Raw genomic sequence first — 15,894 nt, 5'->3', positions numbered from 1 at the left:
CCGAACAGCGGATTGGTGTCAGTACAGCGATTTATGGTGCCGATCCTGAGCGTCACCTCGTGGCGACACAACATCACAGTACATCTCGAAACGACGCGAACGACATTTCGAACCGTCTTTGGGCCAATAATGCCTTTGCACGGTCGGCCTCCTCAATCGAAATGACGCCTGCTCGAACTGCGAGCAAGAAGATGCCTGGGGTGGTCAATATGCGGCGTTCGCCCAATCGCTTGATTGCTTCGCGCCGAAAGACCCTCTTTTCGTCACATGCAATATCAATGTTTCGCGCGACGGCCACAGCGAGTGACGCAGCTTCTCCCTTGCCCATGATCGCGGATAATTCGGCGAACAAGCTGAGACTCTGAAGGTCTTCGAGACGTTCTCGATGTGCCCAGCCGCTCGAAAAGGCCGGCCGCCGCCTGCTCGGGAACGGTGATTTCGGCAACGACCTCCTCAAGCACAAGGAACTCGTACCCATCAATTGATCCAAGCAGGCGCAGCGCGTCTGAATGGATCAGATTGATCAGCACGTTCGCATCCGTGACAACGATGCGACGCGGGACCGGCGGCAATACTACCCCCCAGGAATGGAAACGCCGGTTGGCTTCTCTCGCTCAATCAATTGAAACTCATCCAGCGAGATAGCCGACTTCGGCTGCTTCAGCACGGCCGCGAAGAGCTCTTCAACCTTCGAACGGCTGATCGCTTCACGCTCATAGGCTTCGAGCGCTAAACTCAGGAAGCGATAGTGAAAGCGATATCGCTCTTCATTGTGGGCGGGCTTTGGCAGTCGCATCAATCGCTCTAGGTCGCGTCCTCTCCCTTCGCGCTCTTGCGCCAGAAGCACTTGCAGTTCACGGTCTGAAAGGATGTGCAGGTTACGAAGCCGGTACAACGCGACGGTCCGACTAACGCCAAAGCGGTGGGCCAACAAGACCACGTCGTGGAGGCGCACGTCCTGAGAGCCCGTTCCACGTGCCTCAATCCCGATCGCACTCTCGTCGCCCGTTGGAGTCTCGGCAAACAGGCGTGCCTGTCCGCCCTTTCCCAAGGTCGAAAGGAACTCGCGAACTCCACCCTCCGGCATCAAAAAGTTTGCAGCGAAAGAATTGGCTCGAACCTCCATGAGTTCGGTATTCTGACTATTTCGGCTAATGGTGCCCTTGACATCCGAGTCGAGAAGCACGTGTGCGTACTCGTGAGCAAACGAGAAGGTCCGCCGGAGAATATGCTCTTCGCAGTTCACAGCCACGAACGGACCAATATCAGGATCGAGGAGCGTTAAGCCGGAAACGTCCTCAGGAAGGCTAACCATCGCCGTCCGCACGCCCTGCGCTTGGAGGAGCTCGTTGATATCTTCAATCGGAGCGTCGCCCATTGCCAGACGACGCCGCTCCTGTTCGGCCACTGAGCTCCCTTGCCTAATTGCGTCGTAGCGAGAGCGCGGACTGGGAATTCCATAACGGACCATCGACGCCAGGTCACGATTGGCTCCCACCAGTTTTTCGAGATGCGTAAGCTCTCGACTGACAGACATGCAGTCGCGAAGCGCATCGGCGGCATTTTCATCAGCTAATGCCTCGGCAAGCCGAAAGGCAACCAGAGCAGTCTCCTGACGGAAGTCCTCCGAGAAGAACTCGCGAATGTCCCGCCCGTAGAGCCGCGCCAGTTGGTCAAGCTCCAGGCTCCCAACGGCACGGTTGCCAAGCTCGATCTGTGCGATCGCCGAGCGCGAAACATCAAGGTGGTCGGCAACTTGGTCTTGGGTAAACGACACGGCTTCGCGGGCGTCCCTTAGACGCCGTCCCAACTCCTGCTGCGTAAGGGGCATGCTCTCTCCCGGTTGGCTCCGGCGGAGGATGCTGGGGGATGTCCCCCAGCATCCTCCGCCGGAGCCGGCCAACTGCCTTTACCCGATTCACACCTATTCGTCAATTTTGACCTAGAACGTTCGAAATTCGAACATTCCGCTTGAAATTTGTCGTAGCAGCGTTATTGTCCTCTCTCAGGTAATAGGCCGATTTTGCGGGAAACTCTGCGGAATACGGGGAGATCGGTCGAACGCCACGTTCCCAAACCCGAACGCGGCTATGCCAAAAACGGAACCCGAAGTTAGAATTTCGACATCCAAATCCGGCTGATACTGCAATCCGATAACGAAGTTGCCTGCCTGCAGGATCGGCAAGAAAGGCGAATTGATATGGAACAGGAATCCAAACTGGAAATTGTGGTCGCCTACCCGGCTGCGCGGGATGACCTGAAACAGACCGGCGTGAGCCGGGAAGAAACGCTGGCTCAGCTGAAGGCTCGCGTGCTGATCGCGTTCGAGCTTACGGAGGGGACCGGCCCGGACGGAACGGTTACCACCTACGTCTTCTACCATGAGAAGACCAAGCTCGAGGATCTCAATCGGACCTTGGGGCAAATCGCTGGCCGAGAGGACATCCTTCGGCTGAAGCTGGCGCAGCAGGTCGTCTATGGCTGACGAGCCACGCCGGAAGTCTCTGGCGATCCTGAACTTCGAGGATGATCTAAAGGCCGCGTCCGAGGCACGAGGCGCGGAACGATGGAAATTCGACCGGCGCGGCGATCTCGAGCTCTGGGTGACCGTCGCGCCGGCCGGCAACGAGGCCGATCTCTACATCGCGCGGCTATTCTGGCTGGACTACCCAGGCGAAAAACCACCTTCCGTGAAATTCGTAGATCCATCGACAGGGCGGCTCGACATCGCGAAGGCTTGGCCGATGGCTAACGGGTTTCGTCCCGGGAGCTTCGATATTTGCGCCAACTGGACTGCCGAGGGCTTCGTCACGCATCCCGAATGGGCCACGACCGACAATCGCTGGAACCGCTCAGGCAATATCGTTCTCAGAGTGATGCGCCTTCTTCAGCAAGAGCTCGACTAGCCGCTATCGACGCCGCGTGACCGATCTGCCGCTCTCGGGGGCGGATCGTCCAGCTCTTGGTAATCGCCCGCCGCTTTCGCTGTGGCGCGGTTCTATGCGGGCGCCAAATCTTCACCGAGCGCTTCGCCGAAGGCGTACTGGCGCCATCGGCGCGACGTACGGCAAGGCTGGACTCCATCGTCCATCACCTCGGTCTGGCGCTTGGCGGTCGACCTGCAGCAGTCTTTGCAAAGCGGCTGATGCTGCCGGTGAGCAAAGATACGCTTCTTCGGGTAGTTCGGCGCCGTAGCCGTCCTCCAACTGACCCGCTCAAGGTTATCGGCATTGATGATTGGGCCTGGCGGCGCAATCACCGATACGCCAGCATCATCTGCAACCTGGAAAGGCGCCGGGTGGTCACCCTGCTGCCGGATCGTGAACCGGCAACTGCCCAAGCGTGGCTCTCTGCTCATCCCACGATCGCAATCGTCGCCCGTGATCGTGGCGGCGGATATGGCGAAGCGGCAGCCAAGGCTCTACCGCCTGCAGTACAGGTCGCCGATCGTTGGCATCTGATGGAGAACGCCAGTCGGGCTTTCCTCGACGCCGTACGCAAATCGATGCGCCAGATACGCACCGTCACCGGCGCCACCACAATCAATCCCAAGCTGCTCACGGCCGCCGAACGCCTTCAGTATGAGGGTTATCTGCGCCGCGAGGAGACTAACGCGGCCATCTTAGCACTGTCGAAGAACGGCATACCTATCAAGCAGATTGTGCGTATCGTCGCTTGCAGCATCGCCTGCAGGCCGCTTAAACTCTAACCCCTGATGACTCAGAGCCTCCCTTCGCAAAACGCTGATCAGTCTCAAATCATCTGACGACGGACAATGGCCGGTCCCGTCAATGTTCGATCGCTTGATGTGCTCGGCCGAAGTACGCCGTACAAGGTCCACCGCTTGAGGCGGCGGCCCGCTCGGTGGCGTCCACGATGTGTAGCGCGCGAACCAGAAGTCGGTAGAGCAGGAGATCACTGGGTATCACAAAGCGGGCCGTGCGAAAACTGCTCATGCACTTGGCATGCCGGTTTTAGCAGCCGCCGTGGGCACCAAGGGAGGACATTCACCACTTGAAATTCCTCTCAAGTCGCATCTCGCCGGCGCTCCAATAAGAGCCTGGCGTGTTAAATAAGTCGCCGCCAAGCCATTCCAGGATTTCGCAACACGAAACCAGTTCTCCTTTCGAGCTGGCAATAGTTGTAGCTTCCTTTGCGCCTTGCGCGCAGCCGCAAACCTTCCGTCGCGTTCAGCCTGTTTCAGAGTCTTGATCAGCAACTCCTCGGTTTGTTTCCATCCGTCGTTTGCAATTCGCCCCTCGGCAAAGTACCCGAAGACGACTCGGAAGGTCAGAGCACGACCTGCGGCGGCCCGCGAATCCAACTTTGGTTCAGTCAGCCATCGTTGAAGAGTTTCGAGCTGGTCCGGCGTACCAAGCGTGAGAACGGCACGTTCCCCGAAGAGCAGGAATGTCGCGAATGCAGCGACCTCCAGTTGCGTATCCAAGTCCTGGTCATCCAGCCAACGGGCGATTGCTTCTAATGGAGACATAGTTCGGCTCTCCTGCCTTTCAGTCCCGGTTCGAGCGTTGCGACCGGCATAAGGTGGTATGTGAGAGCGATTCGGCCCAGAGAACGCCACGCTGGTCAACTACAAGAACTTGCGGGTTCAAATCCCTATAATTGTCGGACACAATCAAACTACAAATAACCGGAAAAGACCTGATGTTGGCGCTATGACCACCTTGGTTATCGATCGCCACTGAAAACGCGGTACCGACTTGGCTACATCGCATGCGTCGGTCGGTTTTGGAACATATAGTCATCATCGGCCGATGAGCACGAAACGGACATGGCCACGACACACTTGGTATGTTTCCTTTAATCAATCGAAGGGGCCAAATCGATATCCCATTCGAGAAACCAGAACCTTTCCGAGTGAAGCTGACGCAAAGAAGTTTGCGGGCGAACTTCTGAATAGTCCTCCTGCAAGTTTGACTACGATGTTAGCTGGAACGATAAACCCGTATTATCCAAGACGCGTAATTGGATCGAGCGACATAGTGCTTTGGATTCGTGGTCGCAACTGAGCCCCATATAGCTGAGCGGGACACGCCGCTGGGAACGGTCGGCGAAAGTACTCATAGAACGCGCCCATCACAATGTCGCCGTTGTCGCTTTCGGAAACAAGCGAGCCTGGATATAACCTGGGCGGTGCTGAGAAACGGAGTGCGGTTTACGGATATTAGCCCATGGCGGCTTAGAAGGCTTGGCGGTCCAGCCAAGTGTCGAGCTGTCGCGGATATTTGCGAGAGTGACGACGAGATGGCCTGTCAATCGAACGGTGCTTCGGAAACTTGGTCAAAAAAGATGGCGGCTCAACGCCGGACGTCACGGCGGGACCGCCTCTGCCGCGATCGGCGCCTTGCTGAGTCACGCTAGTTCAAAGAACTTGCGCCTACCGTGCGCCCACCACGCGCAGGCTCGATGATCGGTCCTGCTTTGCGGTTGGCCTCGTATAGCTTGCTGAACGCGGTATAGGCTCACCCTGCATCAGTCCGGCGTATAGCGCGACATGTATGGAACGGCCCGCGGGCGCAAGAGCTTTCTCAATCGACTTCACACATGGGAGCGGTGCGGTCATGTATACGGCCTGTAAAGCGCGGCGCATGACCGCTGGCCTCGATGAAGTCCGCGACACAAGGGGCTAAATCAATCAGACGCGCTTGAAGCGCATTGTCGCGCCAGCCTCACTCGTGTCGGGATTTCGTCCCGTGGGTTCATCGCCTGTTATTGCTCCTTGCCCTCTGCCGGCCCGCGCCGGTCAGATCTCTTTGACAACTGCTGTATTCATCGAGCGGCAGCCGTAGTCGTCGCTAGCGTCTCCCGATGCCGATAAATCCCGCCCCTGTTCAAGAGCGCCCAGGCAATTCGCGCTGTCTTGTTGGCCAGCGCGACCGCTGCCACCTTGTACGGACGTCTGGCGAGCAGCGCCTTCAACCATGGCCGCGTTCGATCGGCCTTCCGGGCAATTCGCAGGACGGATGTCGCCCCAAGAACGAGGAGGCTCCGAAGTTCGGGGTTTCCCATCTTCGAGATGCGTCCCATCCGCTCCTTGCCCCCCACTCGAATGCCGTCGCGGCGTCAGTCTCAGCCAGGCAGCAAAGTGACGAGAGGATTTGAAGCCGCCGGGATCTGGCACCAGCGCCTTGATGGTCGCTGCTGTAATGGCTCCAATGCCGGGGATCGTAGTCAGTCGGCGCATGTCCTTGTCGGTCTTTGCCGCAGCAACAATGGCTCGCTCGAGCTTGTCAATCTGGTCCGCCTGAGCCTCGATTTGATCGGCAACTGCCGTCAGGGCGACGCGCGCTGCCGTAGGCAAGCGGATATCTGCTACATCCCGTACGATTGCAACCAACGCCTCGACCTTTGTTCGGCCGGCGCCGGCAATGATGCCCAACTCGGCCAGATGCGAGCGCAGGGCGTTGATCGTCTGCGTTTGCTGTTTGACCAGAGGTGCGCGACTCTTCAGGAACATCATTGCGGCTTTTTGCTCAGCCGTTTTGATCGGAACGAAGCGCGTGGTCTTGCGAGTCACAGCCTCGCTGATGGCCTCGGCATCCGCCGCATCCGTTTTTCCACGCTTCACAAACGGTTTGACGTAAGCTGGTGGGATCAGCCGCACTTCATGGCCGAGAGTTGCAATCTCTCGTGCCCAATAATGAGCGCTGCCACAGGCTTCTATTCCCACAAGGCAGGCTGGCTGCTTCGAGAAGAAATGCAGCACTTCGCTGCGCCGTAGTCTCCGGTTGAACACCGGTGAGCCATCGCCACCCGCGCCGTTAACTTGAATAATGTGCTTCGCCAAATCCAATCCGATGGTGCTAACCTGTTTCATGGAACGGTCCCTCCTTGTGGCGTTCGAACAACGACCACGTCTTAGCACGATGATGCTGCCGGAGCGGGCCGTTCCACCGCATCAATCAGGATGAGAGCGAGTCTCACCCTGATCGCCGCCGCGCACCGGCGTAGCCCGCGAGAGTTTGCTCCGGATGAGCGGCGAACAGCGGGTTTTGGCCGCCAGGTTCGGCGCGGGCAAATGTCCTTGCGGGCCCTTCGCGGAGGGCTGCGGTCTTGCCCGTAAAGCCAGTCAGATCCGGCATCTCGCGCTTGACGCTGAACTCGCGTCATGGATGACGAGGATCGGTCCCTATGTCGCCGTTACGCGCCCGGGCCTAGTCTCGAAATGACCGCTGATGTTCTCGATGTCGAAGGGGCAGCCTATCAAAACCCGGCTTCGAAAGACACTCAATCGTCGCGGCGAGCATCCGACGGCTTTCGGCCAGGACGCGCAGAATTTTGACGCCGTCGTTGTCGCGTTCAGCCCGTGTTAGGCTGCTGACATAGTGTTTGCAACTCGACGCTGAGCATCGAGGCTCGCACCAGCGAGGCACACCTTTTCTATCGCCATTGAGCATTCACTGCGCAATCTTCGTTGGCACGCCCGTTGCTTATTAGCTCGCAGCTCCGGGAGCTATCAACCTGGCAAAGAGCTTCAGACGTCAGGCCGATCTGCGCAAGCTCTTTTCGAGGAAGCGAATAAGACCAGCACCATGACCGCTCATCCGTGCCCGGAGAACGCGTTCGCGGCAGCGGGCGGACGCCAGCCAAGCGCGGTACTTGTCATTAGGCGTGCGGGACTGCTGCGTGGCCTCGCCAACGCTCACCAGAAGGACAATAACAATCATGGGTTTCTATCAGACGGAGCCGTTTAAGACGGCAAAAGCCAGCTTCATCTACGGACCTGACGGATTCGGGCTATTTCTGGTCGAGGTTCAGGGTGACGCGCCAAACTTCACTACGGGAATTACCCTGGTGCGCGACCCGCATTGGGTCGGCGGCCTGAAGATTGACGTGATGGGCTGGACGGGACCGCTCGGTGATGGGTCAACGCCCTACACGGTTAAGGGCAGCTTCCCCGGCCACTACGTGCCGCAAATCGTCGTGTCCGGCAGCAATAGCACGCGACTGATTCCGGTGAAGGCGATCCCGGCGGAAGAAGCTGACGACTACGTGCGGCAGTCGGCCAAATGATCGCGGCTGATCAGCCGATCAATCCTCTAAAATGGGAAGGGATAGTTCTATGCCGGATACGACAACCAAAGACCGGGTCGGATTGTTTCATGCCAGCTATCAGATTGGCGAAAGCCGCCCCGGAGGATAATCTTCAAGCTGGATCTGGTCGTCGACACGCCGAACAGGCGGGTCCAGGGTTTGGGCAGCATCACCCAAGCCGTTAATCCGCCGCTCGATGTCGCCACCTCCCTGCAAGGCAGTTACAGCCAGTTGCCGACGCTCCCGCCGACGCCAGCGCTACTTCTAGTACTCCTTACGGGCTACCCGCCGATCCACTGGCCGCACCATGCCGGGCTGGGACCGGTGATTCTGCCCAATGTCGATCTGCGCATGAGCCTGATCCCGAGCTGGCAATCAGGGATAGCTTCCTACCGTTATCGCAGCGGCCCCGACAGTGATTGGCAGGAGGTCGAGGCTGCGCCGGTCAAGCTGGTGTCTCCGGCCGTCGCGTCATGAAACATCAAGGTGGCGGCCGGTAGCGCTCCTGCACGACAATCGACACCGGGCTGCTCGTTCAGATACAGTAATAGTCGTCTTTGTGGAGATCCAAGCTCCATGGTCAGTTGCGGTCGAAAAGACAAGGTCGATTCGATGGCGGTGCTGAGCGCGGAGCGGGCGGATGCTTTGGCGCAGTTCGTCACACGTTCCGGACTGAGATGTGCTTGAGCCTATATCGAGAAAAAGTATCGGGCAGTTGAATCAAAACGTCGAGAACGAAGCCATTGTGATCGACAGCGCGCCAGAGCCAATGTTGTCCGCCCGCGATCGAGACAACGATCTCCTCCAGATGCCATTTGTCGCTGCGAGCGGGAGCGCGCTGGCGGATGCGGTCGGAGAACACGTTGCCGAATTTCCGCCCGCCAATGGCGCATGGCTTCACATGGCTTCATAGGTCACCTCCTTACCATCTTCGATCATGGACAAAGGGAAAACTGAAACACAACCAAACTGCGCGATGAGGGGATCCCGGACGTCCTGCCTGCCGTCATCTAACCATCGACCGCTTCAATCGTCAGAACCTTTTCTAGGTCATGCGAGAGCGCTGGCTGTGTCGACGAAACGAGCGCAGCCAAGCCCGGCAGACCTCGGCGCGGAGCATGCCCCGCCGCTCCAGGTTTCCCGGGATCGCTTGGTAGTTCAGGTATAGGTATCCCTGCATGACGCGAAGGAGCCAAGCGCCGATCTCACCCGATAGCCGCACGGCCGCCCCGGAGCAGCAGAGGTCCTGCTTGCCAGCCTCCTCGATCATGCCACCGCAACGCGGACGTGAAGCGCGGCACTTAGTCTTGGTCGGAATGACCGACTATGACTGGACGCGTTCGATGTCCACTCCTTTCCGGACAGCCACGCAAGAGCGGACATGCCAGAGCGCTTAGTCCGGGACGCGAGCAGCGCGCAAGTGACCTTGCGGCTGGGGATTGTTGGCGGGATTAGTATCGTATTTGGATAGGCGCGTGATAAGCCCGCTCGTGGCGAGCGGTTGCAAGTCCGCCTCCAGCGCGTCAGCAATCTCCTTGGCATAGACCTCACGGTCGTCCACGTGGAGCGTAAAGGACTTCAAATACTTTTCCTTCTTCGCCGGATTCTCGATCGCCGCCTTCGTCCAATGGTGGAGCGGATAATTCTCGACGCCATGCTCTTCTGCTGCGGCGACATACTCCGCAAAGACGTCGAACTGGCATTTCGGCGCAGCGCCACGCTTGGCGAGGATATCGAACAGCCGCGCCAGTGTCGGACCTCGATGTTGTCGACGCAACGCTTCCGCCGCGGCAGAATCATTCACATCGAACCTAACCTGATACTGCCACTGACTAGTCATACTATTCTCGCCATCTGGTCGCACCCGATTTGTCTTTTACGACCGCAAGACGCTGCCGCTCCCTCAGAGCAGGTCCGGTACCCGTTGTGTCAACGCTGACGGCAATGTCAGGCCGACCACTGTGTTACAAGGTCCTCTTTTTCGCAAGGGGCTCGCTGAACGAACGAAGATCGATCTGAGGCGGCCGATCTCCTCTCTGCCGTCGCTGGCCGACACCGTGAAGCCAACTCGTGTTACCTTGACATTGACTACCTTAGTCGTCGCTCACACCTCGTAGCCTGTAAGTGTAGCGGCGAAGTGGCGGCATCTATCTGCTGCAGTGCTGACCCTGCTTTCATCTGAATCCAAGAACGGGCTGATGACGTTGAGCGAGGCTGTGAGCAGAGTCGGCGCGGGCGTCGCAAGCACTTGCCGCATAAGGCGTCGTCGAATCGATCGTGAGGCTGCCGTAAGCGCATCGGCAGGCCTTCCAATCTTAAGAGTGGACCTACCAAATTGAGCAGTCGTCTACTCTGGCCGAAATGCCTTACCCTTCAAAGTCGGACGATCGGCAACCTGCAAGCACGACTGTGACAAATATCCGCTAACGGATCCGTCGGAGTAGTCGCAAAATGGAGGTCACAGATGTGAGGTATAGCGATGCGATCGCCGTTCGCCGTCGCTACCGGTGCCGCGGGGCACGATCGATAACGATGCGGTGCGCGTCGATCCCGTCCTGATCTGGATCGACGCGTTCGCTGGTCACACTTTCATCTTCGATTAAGAGAAAACTCGCGACTTGATTGCATTTTGTCAGGAGCGTCGAAGGCATGCAGTACTGGTCGACAGCGTGGCTAATCGCAATTTGGCAGCATCTCACCATTTGGACGCCAACTTAATGACCGACAACACCACCGCTGTGGACGCTGCCACCACGAACTTTGCGTCGCCTCCGACTAATCTAACGGGGGTCCAGATGACCGCGGTGCAGTTAGCCGCGCACTTCAGGAAGTCGCCAGCGACGATCGTCCGTTGGGCACAAGAGCCCGATTTTCCGCGTGCAACGGCTCTAAATGGAGAAGTGCATTGGCCGACAAGCGCGGTGCACGATTGGCGCCGCCGACGCCAAAGGGCAAGAGGCAGCTGTAGAGGCGGACGTCGAGAAGGCACGGCTCCGCCAGAATTTAATCGCCGCGTTTGCTCGCCCCTATCTGTCACAGATCCGGCGATCGACGGTTCCACCGCGTGGCGCGCCTCTCTCTCGACCCATGATCGTCCAGGCGGATGGCTCGCTTGCGCCCGCGTCGCTCGATGACAACCGGAATTGCTCTCGCGGATGAGCAGTGTCCCATGTATGCATCTGCTGCTGGTCGGCCACGGCGCTTCAGCAATGATGCACGTGATCTTGGTTGCGAGGGGCGAACGAACAGCCGATGGATCGGTTGGGCACACTTGAGGCAGATGCGAACTGCGGTATCACTGCTGGTAGGGCCACTTTAGAGATGTACGTTCACGGGTAAGTGCCGGAGCACTCAATGAAGGAATTTGCGGGGTTTGTCGCCTTTTGTTTGGTGATCTTAGCTTCGGCATTTGAGGGTGCGCAAGCAGAGAATTCGTCGAGCGCGGAGGCGCGCTTGAGAGAGAAGAACATCACACTGCCGGCTGAGGCCGCGCCGGTCGGCAGCTACGTCAACGCGGTTCAAGTGGGCAATCTCCTGTTCATGGCGGGCAGTGTCGCAAGCGAGCCGAAGGGTAAGCTCGGCCGGGATCTGACCGTCGAACGAGGCTATGAGGCTGCCCGGCAAGCAGTCTTGATCACGCTGGCAAAGGTGCGAGCGGCGCTGGGTAGCCTCGATTGGGTGAAACGCGTTGTCAAAGTGGTCGGCATGGTGAACTCGGTCGATGACTTCGATGACCAAGCCAAGGTGATCAATGGATACTGCGACCTAATGATCAAGGTGTTCGGCGAATCGAAAGGTTGACATGCTCGCTCCTCACTGGGCGTGGCGGCTCTTCCGCGCCATGCCGCGGTCGAAGTCGAAATGATCCTTGAGGAACAGTAGCTTTGGTGTTGATCGCAATCTTTCCGCTTGGAAAGGCTTTGACGCGAAGGTTGAAGATAGCCGCTGTGCCGACGTGCTCTGCTGTTTCTTTGGTCGGAACGAAACGTTGACGCACGCGTCACGGCACGGACGAAACTGCGTTTAGCGTTGCCGCGAAATAGCGCGGCAAATCACGAGGCCGGAATGTCAAAAAGGCGTTCAGTTGCTAGTCTAGGAGGTTACCATGGAACGACGCGCGACTATCAGCTCTGATATGTCTCACTGTTGCTGCCCCGATCAGCGATGCCTTCGCCCAACAGACACAGCGCGTATCCTACAAAGCGGGCGCGGAAAATGCCAAATACACACAACAGCAGTTTCTCGACGTCGGCGACGTTGCGGGCCATCAGGTGCGATCATATGAAATTCATCGCACCTTTCCGACAAACAATAATGGTTATGCCGACACATTAGAAACGGGGCGACTAAGTGATTGATATTGCTCCCAAGTGTTCCCGAAGAATGGGGCGATTTGGACAATAAGAACGGATCGATCAGGCTACTTTTACTTTAGAAGCAGATCGACTTCCATAAGCCATTGAAATTGCTTGCATCGATCGACCGGGCAATCGAGACTTCCACATGGGAAGTCATGCCGGAAGTCGCAATAGGGTTTTCCGAGGAAAAGTTTGCCGCCGCGATCGCCAGCGAGCTCGCGGCGCCCGGCGTCACGCCGTTGGCTGCAGCTTCGAGATACCTTTCAGAATGCCTGCTCCGGTGTTTGACCGCGGCACTGGGGCATCGGCTGGTCAAGGAGCATGCATCAGCAACGGCACTTGGCCGGCGCCATATGAAACTCTGGCGGGGCTGGCGGTTACCGGCGCCGAGGTCTGGTGTCCGGAACTTCGCTTCGCGACCCGGCCGGAGGACGTCTTAGACGATGTCGTCATCAAGTCGTCTGGCATCTTGCTTGAGCCGATCGAATACGGCTTCGGTGTCGAGCGGCTGTACCGATTGAAGATCAGGCGGCTGAAGCGGCAATCCAATCACGAATTGCGCCTGAACCATGTCGTGCTCCCGGCCTCGCTATTCTCTCGGATCGCCGACATCTTGCAGGCCGGACCACCGACCTTCACCGTCGAGAACGCCGGTAGCAAGGTCTACGGCCTCAAGGCCATTGGTGGCGACGCTTTGGACCAGACCTTCCGCGAGCACAAGGCGACGAAGGCTAAGCGCGGCAAGACCGTCAACGAGATCATGGAGGAACGGATCGAGTGGAATCATCGGCGCCAAATTAAGCAATCTTACGTGCGTAACGTTCATCATTGGGCCGCACTGGAATTGGGGGCAGTCTCTCCCATGCTCAAAGACGGCACTTACACGCCTCACTCACACCAAGTTCGCTTTGCAGGCTGCCCGGAATTGCACCGAGCCGGGACGACGACATGGATGATATCGAGGAGCGCGGCCTTCGCTGCGGGTACGACCGAGTTGCATCACGCCGTAGCCAGCCAAAACGCCGGTGTGCAGTTTGACTGGCAGGCCGCACTCACCGGCCTTTCCGACGCAATAGCGGAACAGATAATCTTGCAGCGCCTTGAGGTCATCAGGCCCGAGAGCGTGTAATGCGCCGAACTGGCGATCCCGGTTCGGCAGCGTGACGAAGCGCGGCGGCTTGACGCCATCGTTCCAGACCTGGATGCAGCTTGCGTCGATCGGGTCCCATTTGATCGTCACCCAGCAGCGTGCGCTGCCGACTGGCGAACTGGACTGGTCGCGACGTTTGGCATTCCTGGAAAGGTCGTCGAGGAGCTTGGACGTCTTTTGCTGGTCATGGAAATCCATGTGCTTGAACCGGATGCCGCGGCGCGTCAGACGCACCCTCGCCATCCGCCCGAGCAGATGGTCGAGCGCGTTGATGTCGGAGATAACATCCCTGCTCTTCAGCCTCCGCTTCCAAACTTCTGCCGGGATGTCGTCGATTCCGGTATGAAATTCGTCGTGGTAGCCGACGATGGCTTCGTGGATGATTTCGTCGAGCGAACCGAGGCTGATCACGGCGTCCTCGCGCGGCTTGACGTCGATCAGGCGCATCTCGGTCGGACCGGCGGGAACGCCGCCCGGCATCTTGTGGAAGAGGCGATCGTTGAGGTTCTTGAAGAAGCGTTCGCCCACCGATTTGTATTGCGGCGTCCGGACGGGGGACCAGATGATCTCGGTGCCGAGATCGCGTAGCGCGTCCTGCAGCGACGGGCTCTTGAATTCCCATGCGGAATCAACGAGTAGCGTCTTCGGTAGGCCCCAGGCGTCCCAGATTCCTTCGATCTCGGGGAACAGCTTGGACATGTAGTTTTTGTTGCGGTTGACACGCTTGAGCGTCGTCAGGACCGAATGAAGGCTGGCCGGTTCGAACGAGATCAGATAGCCAAGAATCATTCTCGTCGCGACGTCGATCGCGACCGTGAGCGTCGGGCGGCCGAGCGGAAGTAAGAACTCGTTGTCAAACACGACGAAGGTGTCGATTACCGTGTGGTCCATGATGACGAGTTCGAGCGGTTCTCGAGCGTAAAGACTGTCCTTTACGCCTTCGAACTTGAGCGTGGCCTCGCGGGGAGAATACTTGCGAGCCCAATTGTTCTGGTTGATCGTGCGGTTGATCCGTCGGCGCAATGTCTCCATGCGACGAGGAAACTCCTCTGGGGGGACGCCCGCGTTTGTCATGAGGTCGCGGAAGAATGCGTGCGCATCCGTGTGCGTTCTAGGCCGCAGGCTCCAATAGAAGTCGACCGCCTGGTCGAGCGCCTCTTCGAGGACCTTGCGGAAACGCTTCCTCCCCATCTTCCCGCGCAACGTCCGGAATACACGAAGCGGCCGATTGCCGGGTTCGCCGCAATTGACGAGCGTTGTAAAGTGCGGTCGGGTTCACAGGGTGGTTCAGCAGTTTCAGCCGCTCGTCGTGCTTAGAGCTGCCGATGAAGTCTCTGAGTCCCCTGCGGCCGAGGGTCGGGCCCTTCGCATCGTCCCATTGGCGAACAAAGAATTGCAGCGTGCGCGCGCGAATGGCTTCCGGGGAGAATTCCTCACCCGGCGCGAATTCACCGAGGTCGTTAACCGATTTGGGCCGGCCGTCAGACCGTTTGAAGATATCAATCTTCTTCGCCTCACCGGCACCCAACATGTCGACAAGCTGGGTCTCGGACAACGGAAGCCGGACGCCGGTGTTCTTGATGAACCATAGCGTCTCGTCCTCCCATTCCTCGAGGAAACGGAAGCGCCCGTCCGGAAAATCGTAGACGTCGCCAGGCTTGAGATTGAGAGTGGTCATGAAACCTCCTGTCAGGACGGCGCCCAGCGCCGCCCCCTTCTTTCCGGCTTTGTCACTGCGCTGTCGCGCGTGATCCTCCTGGTGATGTCGATACCTGCCGAACGCGTGCAGACGAGCGCGTGAAGCACCTTCCGAGCCCGGTTCTCCGGGAGCCCTCCCGCGGCCGCGATCGTCTCAATTGCCTCGGCGTGTGCGATCGCACCCTTCGCTTCGAAGGTTTCCTCCATGGCGAGCCGCTCGCGAGTGCCGATGTAGGCGAACTTGTCGGCGAAGATCGACTGCGCGTTCGGAAGAAGCGGATCGATATCCACATCGTCGTCCGCCGTCACGATCCGCAGGGTCAAGCCGACGGCTTCATAGACTCTCGCGGCCTTCGCGATCTTGAAGGCGTAGTCGGGATCAGCGTCGATCTCATCCCGCGACTTCTTGACCTCGATGATCTCGATCGTCCCGTCAGCCATCCTCCGCATCAGGTCGGGGAAGTAGTCCAGTCGACGACGCCCTCCCTCTACTCGGATCTCGAGGCGATGCGGCTGCGCGAGGAACGCTCGACGGCGGTGTCCGCTTCGGAAATCATCATCAAGTGCCGCTCGCCAAAACCTTCCCATGGCATGGCGCGCCTCGACTTCCGCGAGACCAGACGTCCGACCGGC

General features: G+C 58.6%; 15 protein-coding genes and 3 pseudogenes. 6 read left to right on the top strand and 12 right to left on the bottom strand.

The annotated features are described in order from the left end of the window. Window positions 1-73: 73 nt before the first annotated feature. Window positions 74-352, bottom strand: a complete 279-nt coding sequence (locus CK489_RS16680; RefSeq protein WP_095733000.1) for a hypothetical protein — start codon at window positions 350-352, stop codon at window positions 74-76. A gap of 222 nt (window positions 353-574) precedes the next feature. After that, on the bottom strand, window positions 575-1,831 hold the full coding sequence (locus CK489_RS16675; RefSeq protein ID WP_050629290.1) for a helix-turn-helix domain-containing protein: 1,257 nt from the start codon (window positions 1,829-1,831) through the stop codon (window positions 575-577). Between the two features lie 369 nt (window positions 1,832-2,200). Here CK489_RS16675 and CK489_RS16670 point away from each other — a divergent pair, with 369 nt between their 5' ends. From CK489_RS16670 to CK489_RS16660, 3 genes and pseudogenes are all read left to right on the top strand, one after another. Beyond that, the gene (locus CK489_RS16670) at window positions 2,201-2,485 is read left to right on the top strand and encodes a hypothetical protein (RefSeq protein WP_050629291.1); all 285 of its coding nucleotides are present in this window, start codon (window positions 2,201-2,203) and stop codon (window positions 2,483-2,485) included. Beyond that, a complete protein-coding gene (locus tag CK489_RS16665; RefSeq protein WP_095732999.1) occupies window positions 2,478-2,906 on the top strand; it encodes a hypothetical protein in 429 nt (142 codons plus the stop codon). The genes CK489_RS16670 and CK489_RS16665 overlap by 8 nt, the downstream gene beginning before the upstream one ends. Beyond that, window positions 2,899-3,661: pseudogene (locus CK489_RS16660) on the top strand (ISL3 family transposase); the annotation flags it as partial. The gene CK489_RS16665 and the pseudogene CK489_RS16660, both read left to right, overlap by 8 nt. A 291-nt stretch (window positions 3,662-3,952) precedes the next feature. Here CK489_RS16660 and CK489_RS40855 read toward each other — a convergent pair. Then, window positions 3,953-4,492 (bottom strand): hypothetical protein, encoded by a 540-nt coding sequence (locus CK489_RS40855; protein WP_128089566.1) that lies wholly within the window; start codon window positions 4,490-4,492, stop codon window positions 3,953-3,955. Window positions 4,493-5,790: 1,298 nt separating this feature from the next. Next, a pseudogene (locus CK489_RS16645) lies at window positions 5,791-6,838 on the bottom strand (IS110 family RNA-guided transposase). 848 nt (window positions 6,839-7,686) lie between these two features. Here CK489_RS16645 and CK489_RS16640 point away from each other — a divergent pair. Further along, entirely contained in the window at window positions 7,687-8,034 is a 348-nt protein-coding gene (locus CK489_RS16640) for a hypothetical protein (RefSeq protein ID WP_050629296.1), read from the top strand. An 81-nt stretch (window positions 8,035-8,115) separates the two neighbouring features. Beyond that, a complete protein-coding gene (locus tag CK489_RS16635) occupies window positions 8,116-8,532 on the top strand; it encodes a DUF1842 domain-containing protein (RefSeq protein WP_094194050.1) in 417 nt (138 codons plus the stop codon). Window positions 8,533-8,770: 238 nt separating this feature from the next. Here CK489_RS16635 and CK489_RS16630 read toward each other — a convergent pair. After that, window positions 8,771-8,935: pseudogene (locus CK489_RS16630) on the bottom strand (DDE-type integrase/transposase/recombinase); the annotation flags it as partial. Between the two features lie 513 nt (window positions 8,936-9,448). Then, window positions 9,449-9,895 carry a hypothetical protein gene (locus CK489_RS16620; RefSeq protein WP_050629299.1) on the bottom strand — a complete coding sequence of 149 codons (447 nt, stop codon included), beginning with the start codon at window positions 9,893-9,895 and terminating at the stop codon, window positions 9,449-9,451. Window positions 9,896-11,409: 1,514 nt separating this feature from the next. Here CK489_RS16620 and CK489_RS16615 point away from each other — a divergent pair. Continuing rightward, entirely contained in the window at window positions 11,410-11,856 is a 447-nt protein-coding gene (locus CK489_RS16615) for a RidA family protein (protein WP_244486224.1), read from the top strand. Window positions 11,857-12,179: 323 nt separating this feature from the next. Here the strand turns inward: CK489_RS16615 and CK489_RS41375 are convergent, their stop codons facing one another. From CK489_RS41375 to CK489_RS16595, 6 genes are all read right to left on the bottom strand, one after another. Beyond that, window positions 12,180-12,323 (bottom strand): hypothetical protein, encoded by a 144-nt coding sequence (locus CK489_RS41375; protein ID WP_158226454.1) that lies wholly within the window; start codon window positions 12,321-12,323, stop codon window positions 12,180-12,182. Between the two features lie 526 nt (window positions 12,324-12,849). Further along, window positions 12,850-12,984, bottom strand: a complete 135-nt coding sequence (locus CK489_RS42635; protein ID WP_283806288.1) for a hypothetical protein — start codon at window positions 12,982-12,984, stop codon at window positions 12,850-12,852. Between the two features lie 18 nt (window positions 12,985-13,002). Then, entirely contained in the window at window positions 13,003-13,242 is a 240-nt protein-coding gene (locus tag CK489_RS16610; RefSeq protein WP_095732996.1) for a hypothetical protein, read from the bottom strand. Window positions 13,243-13,305: 63 nt separating this feature from the next. Beyond that, window positions 13,306-14,595 carry an integrase catalytic domain-containing protein gene (locus CK489_RS16605; RefSeq protein WP_158226453.1) on the bottom strand — a complete coding sequence of 430 codons (1,290 nt, stop codon included), beginning with the start codon at window positions 14,593-14,595 and terminating at the stop codon, window positions 13,306-13,308. Between the two features lie 79 nt (window positions 14,596-14,674). After that, window positions 14,675-15,241 carry a hypothetical protein gene (locus tag CK489_RS16600; RefSeq protein ID WP_095732994.1) on the bottom strand — a complete coding sequence of 189 codons (567 nt, stop codon included), beginning with the start codon at window positions 15,239-15,241 and terminating at the stop codon, window positions 14,675-14,677. An 11-nt stretch (window positions 15,242-15,252) separates the two neighbouring features. After that, on the bottom strand, window positions 15,253-15,849 hold the full coding sequence (locus CK489_RS16595) for a hypothetical protein (protein ID WP_143278176.1): 597 nt from the start codon (window positions 15,847-15,849) through the stop codon (window positions 15,253-15,255). Window positions 15,850-15,894 lie beyond the last annotated feature (45 nt).

It is taken from the genome of Bradyrhizobium sp. UFLA03-84 (assembly GCF_002289535.1).
GTDB lineage: Bacteria > Pseudomonadota > Alphaproteobacteria > Rhizobiales > Xanthobacteraceae > Bradyrhizobium > Bradyrhizobium viridifuturi.
Note: the sequence above shows the minus strand (reverse complement) of the source record. Positions and strands in the feature narration are given on the sequence as shown.

Excerpts from the sequence above, each read along its gene's own strand:
- CK489_RS16675 (WP_050629290.1), bottom strand. The coding sequence starts at position 1,831 with ATGCCCCTTACGCAGCAGGAGTTGGGACGGCGTCTAAGGGACGCCCGC.
- CK489_RS16670 (WP_050629291.1), top strand. The coding sequence starts at position 2,201 with ATGGAACAGGAATCCAAACTGGAAATTGTGGTCGCCTACCCGGCTGCG.
- CK489_RS16665 (WP_095732999.1), top strand. The coding sequence starts at position 2,478 with ATGGCTGACGAGCCACGCCGGAAGTCTCTGGCGATCCTGAACTTCGAG.
- CK489_RS40855 (WP_128089566.1), bottom strand. The coding sequence starts at position 4,492 with ATGTCTCCATTAGAAGCAATCGCCCGTTGGCTGGATGACCAGGACTTG.
- CK489_RS16640 (WP_050629296.1), top strand. The coding sequence starts at position 7,687 with ATGGGTTTCTATCAGACGGAGCCGTTTAAGACGGCAAAAGCCAGCTTC.
- CK489_RS16620 (WP_050629299.1), bottom strand. The coding sequence starts at position 9,895 with ATGACTAGTCAGTGGCAGTATCAGGTTAGGTTCGATGTGAATGATTCT.
- CK489_RS16615 (WP_244486224.1), top strand. The coding sequence starts at position 11,410 with ATGAAGGAATTTGCGGGGTTTGTCGCCTTTTGTTTGGTGATCTTAGCT.
- CK489_RS41375 (WP_158226454.1), bottom strand. The coding sequence starts at position 12,323 with ATGGCCCGCAACGTCGCCGACGTCGAGAAACTGCTGTTGTGTGTATTT.
- CK489_RS42635 (WP_283806288.1), bottom strand. The coding sequence starts at position 12,984 with ATGGTTCAGGCGCAATTCGTGATTGGATTGCCGCTTCAGCCGCCTGAT.
- CK489_RS16610 (WP_095732996.1), bottom strand. The coding sequence starts at position 13,242 with ATGATGAACGTTACGCACGTAAGATTGCTTAATTTGGCGCCGATGATT.
- CK489_RS16605 (WP_158226453.1), bottom strand. The coding sequence starts at position 14,595 with ATGGAGACATTGCGCCGACGGATCAACCGCACGATCAACCAGAACAAT.
- CK489_RS16600 (WP_095732994.1), bottom strand. The coding sequence starts at position 15,241 with ATGACCACTCTCAATCTCAAGCCTGGCGACGTCTACGATTTTCCGGAC.
- CK489_RS16595 (WP_143278176.1), bottom strand. The coding sequence starts at position 15,849 with ATGGGAAGGTTTTGGCGAGCGGCACTTGATGATGATTTCCGAAGCGGA.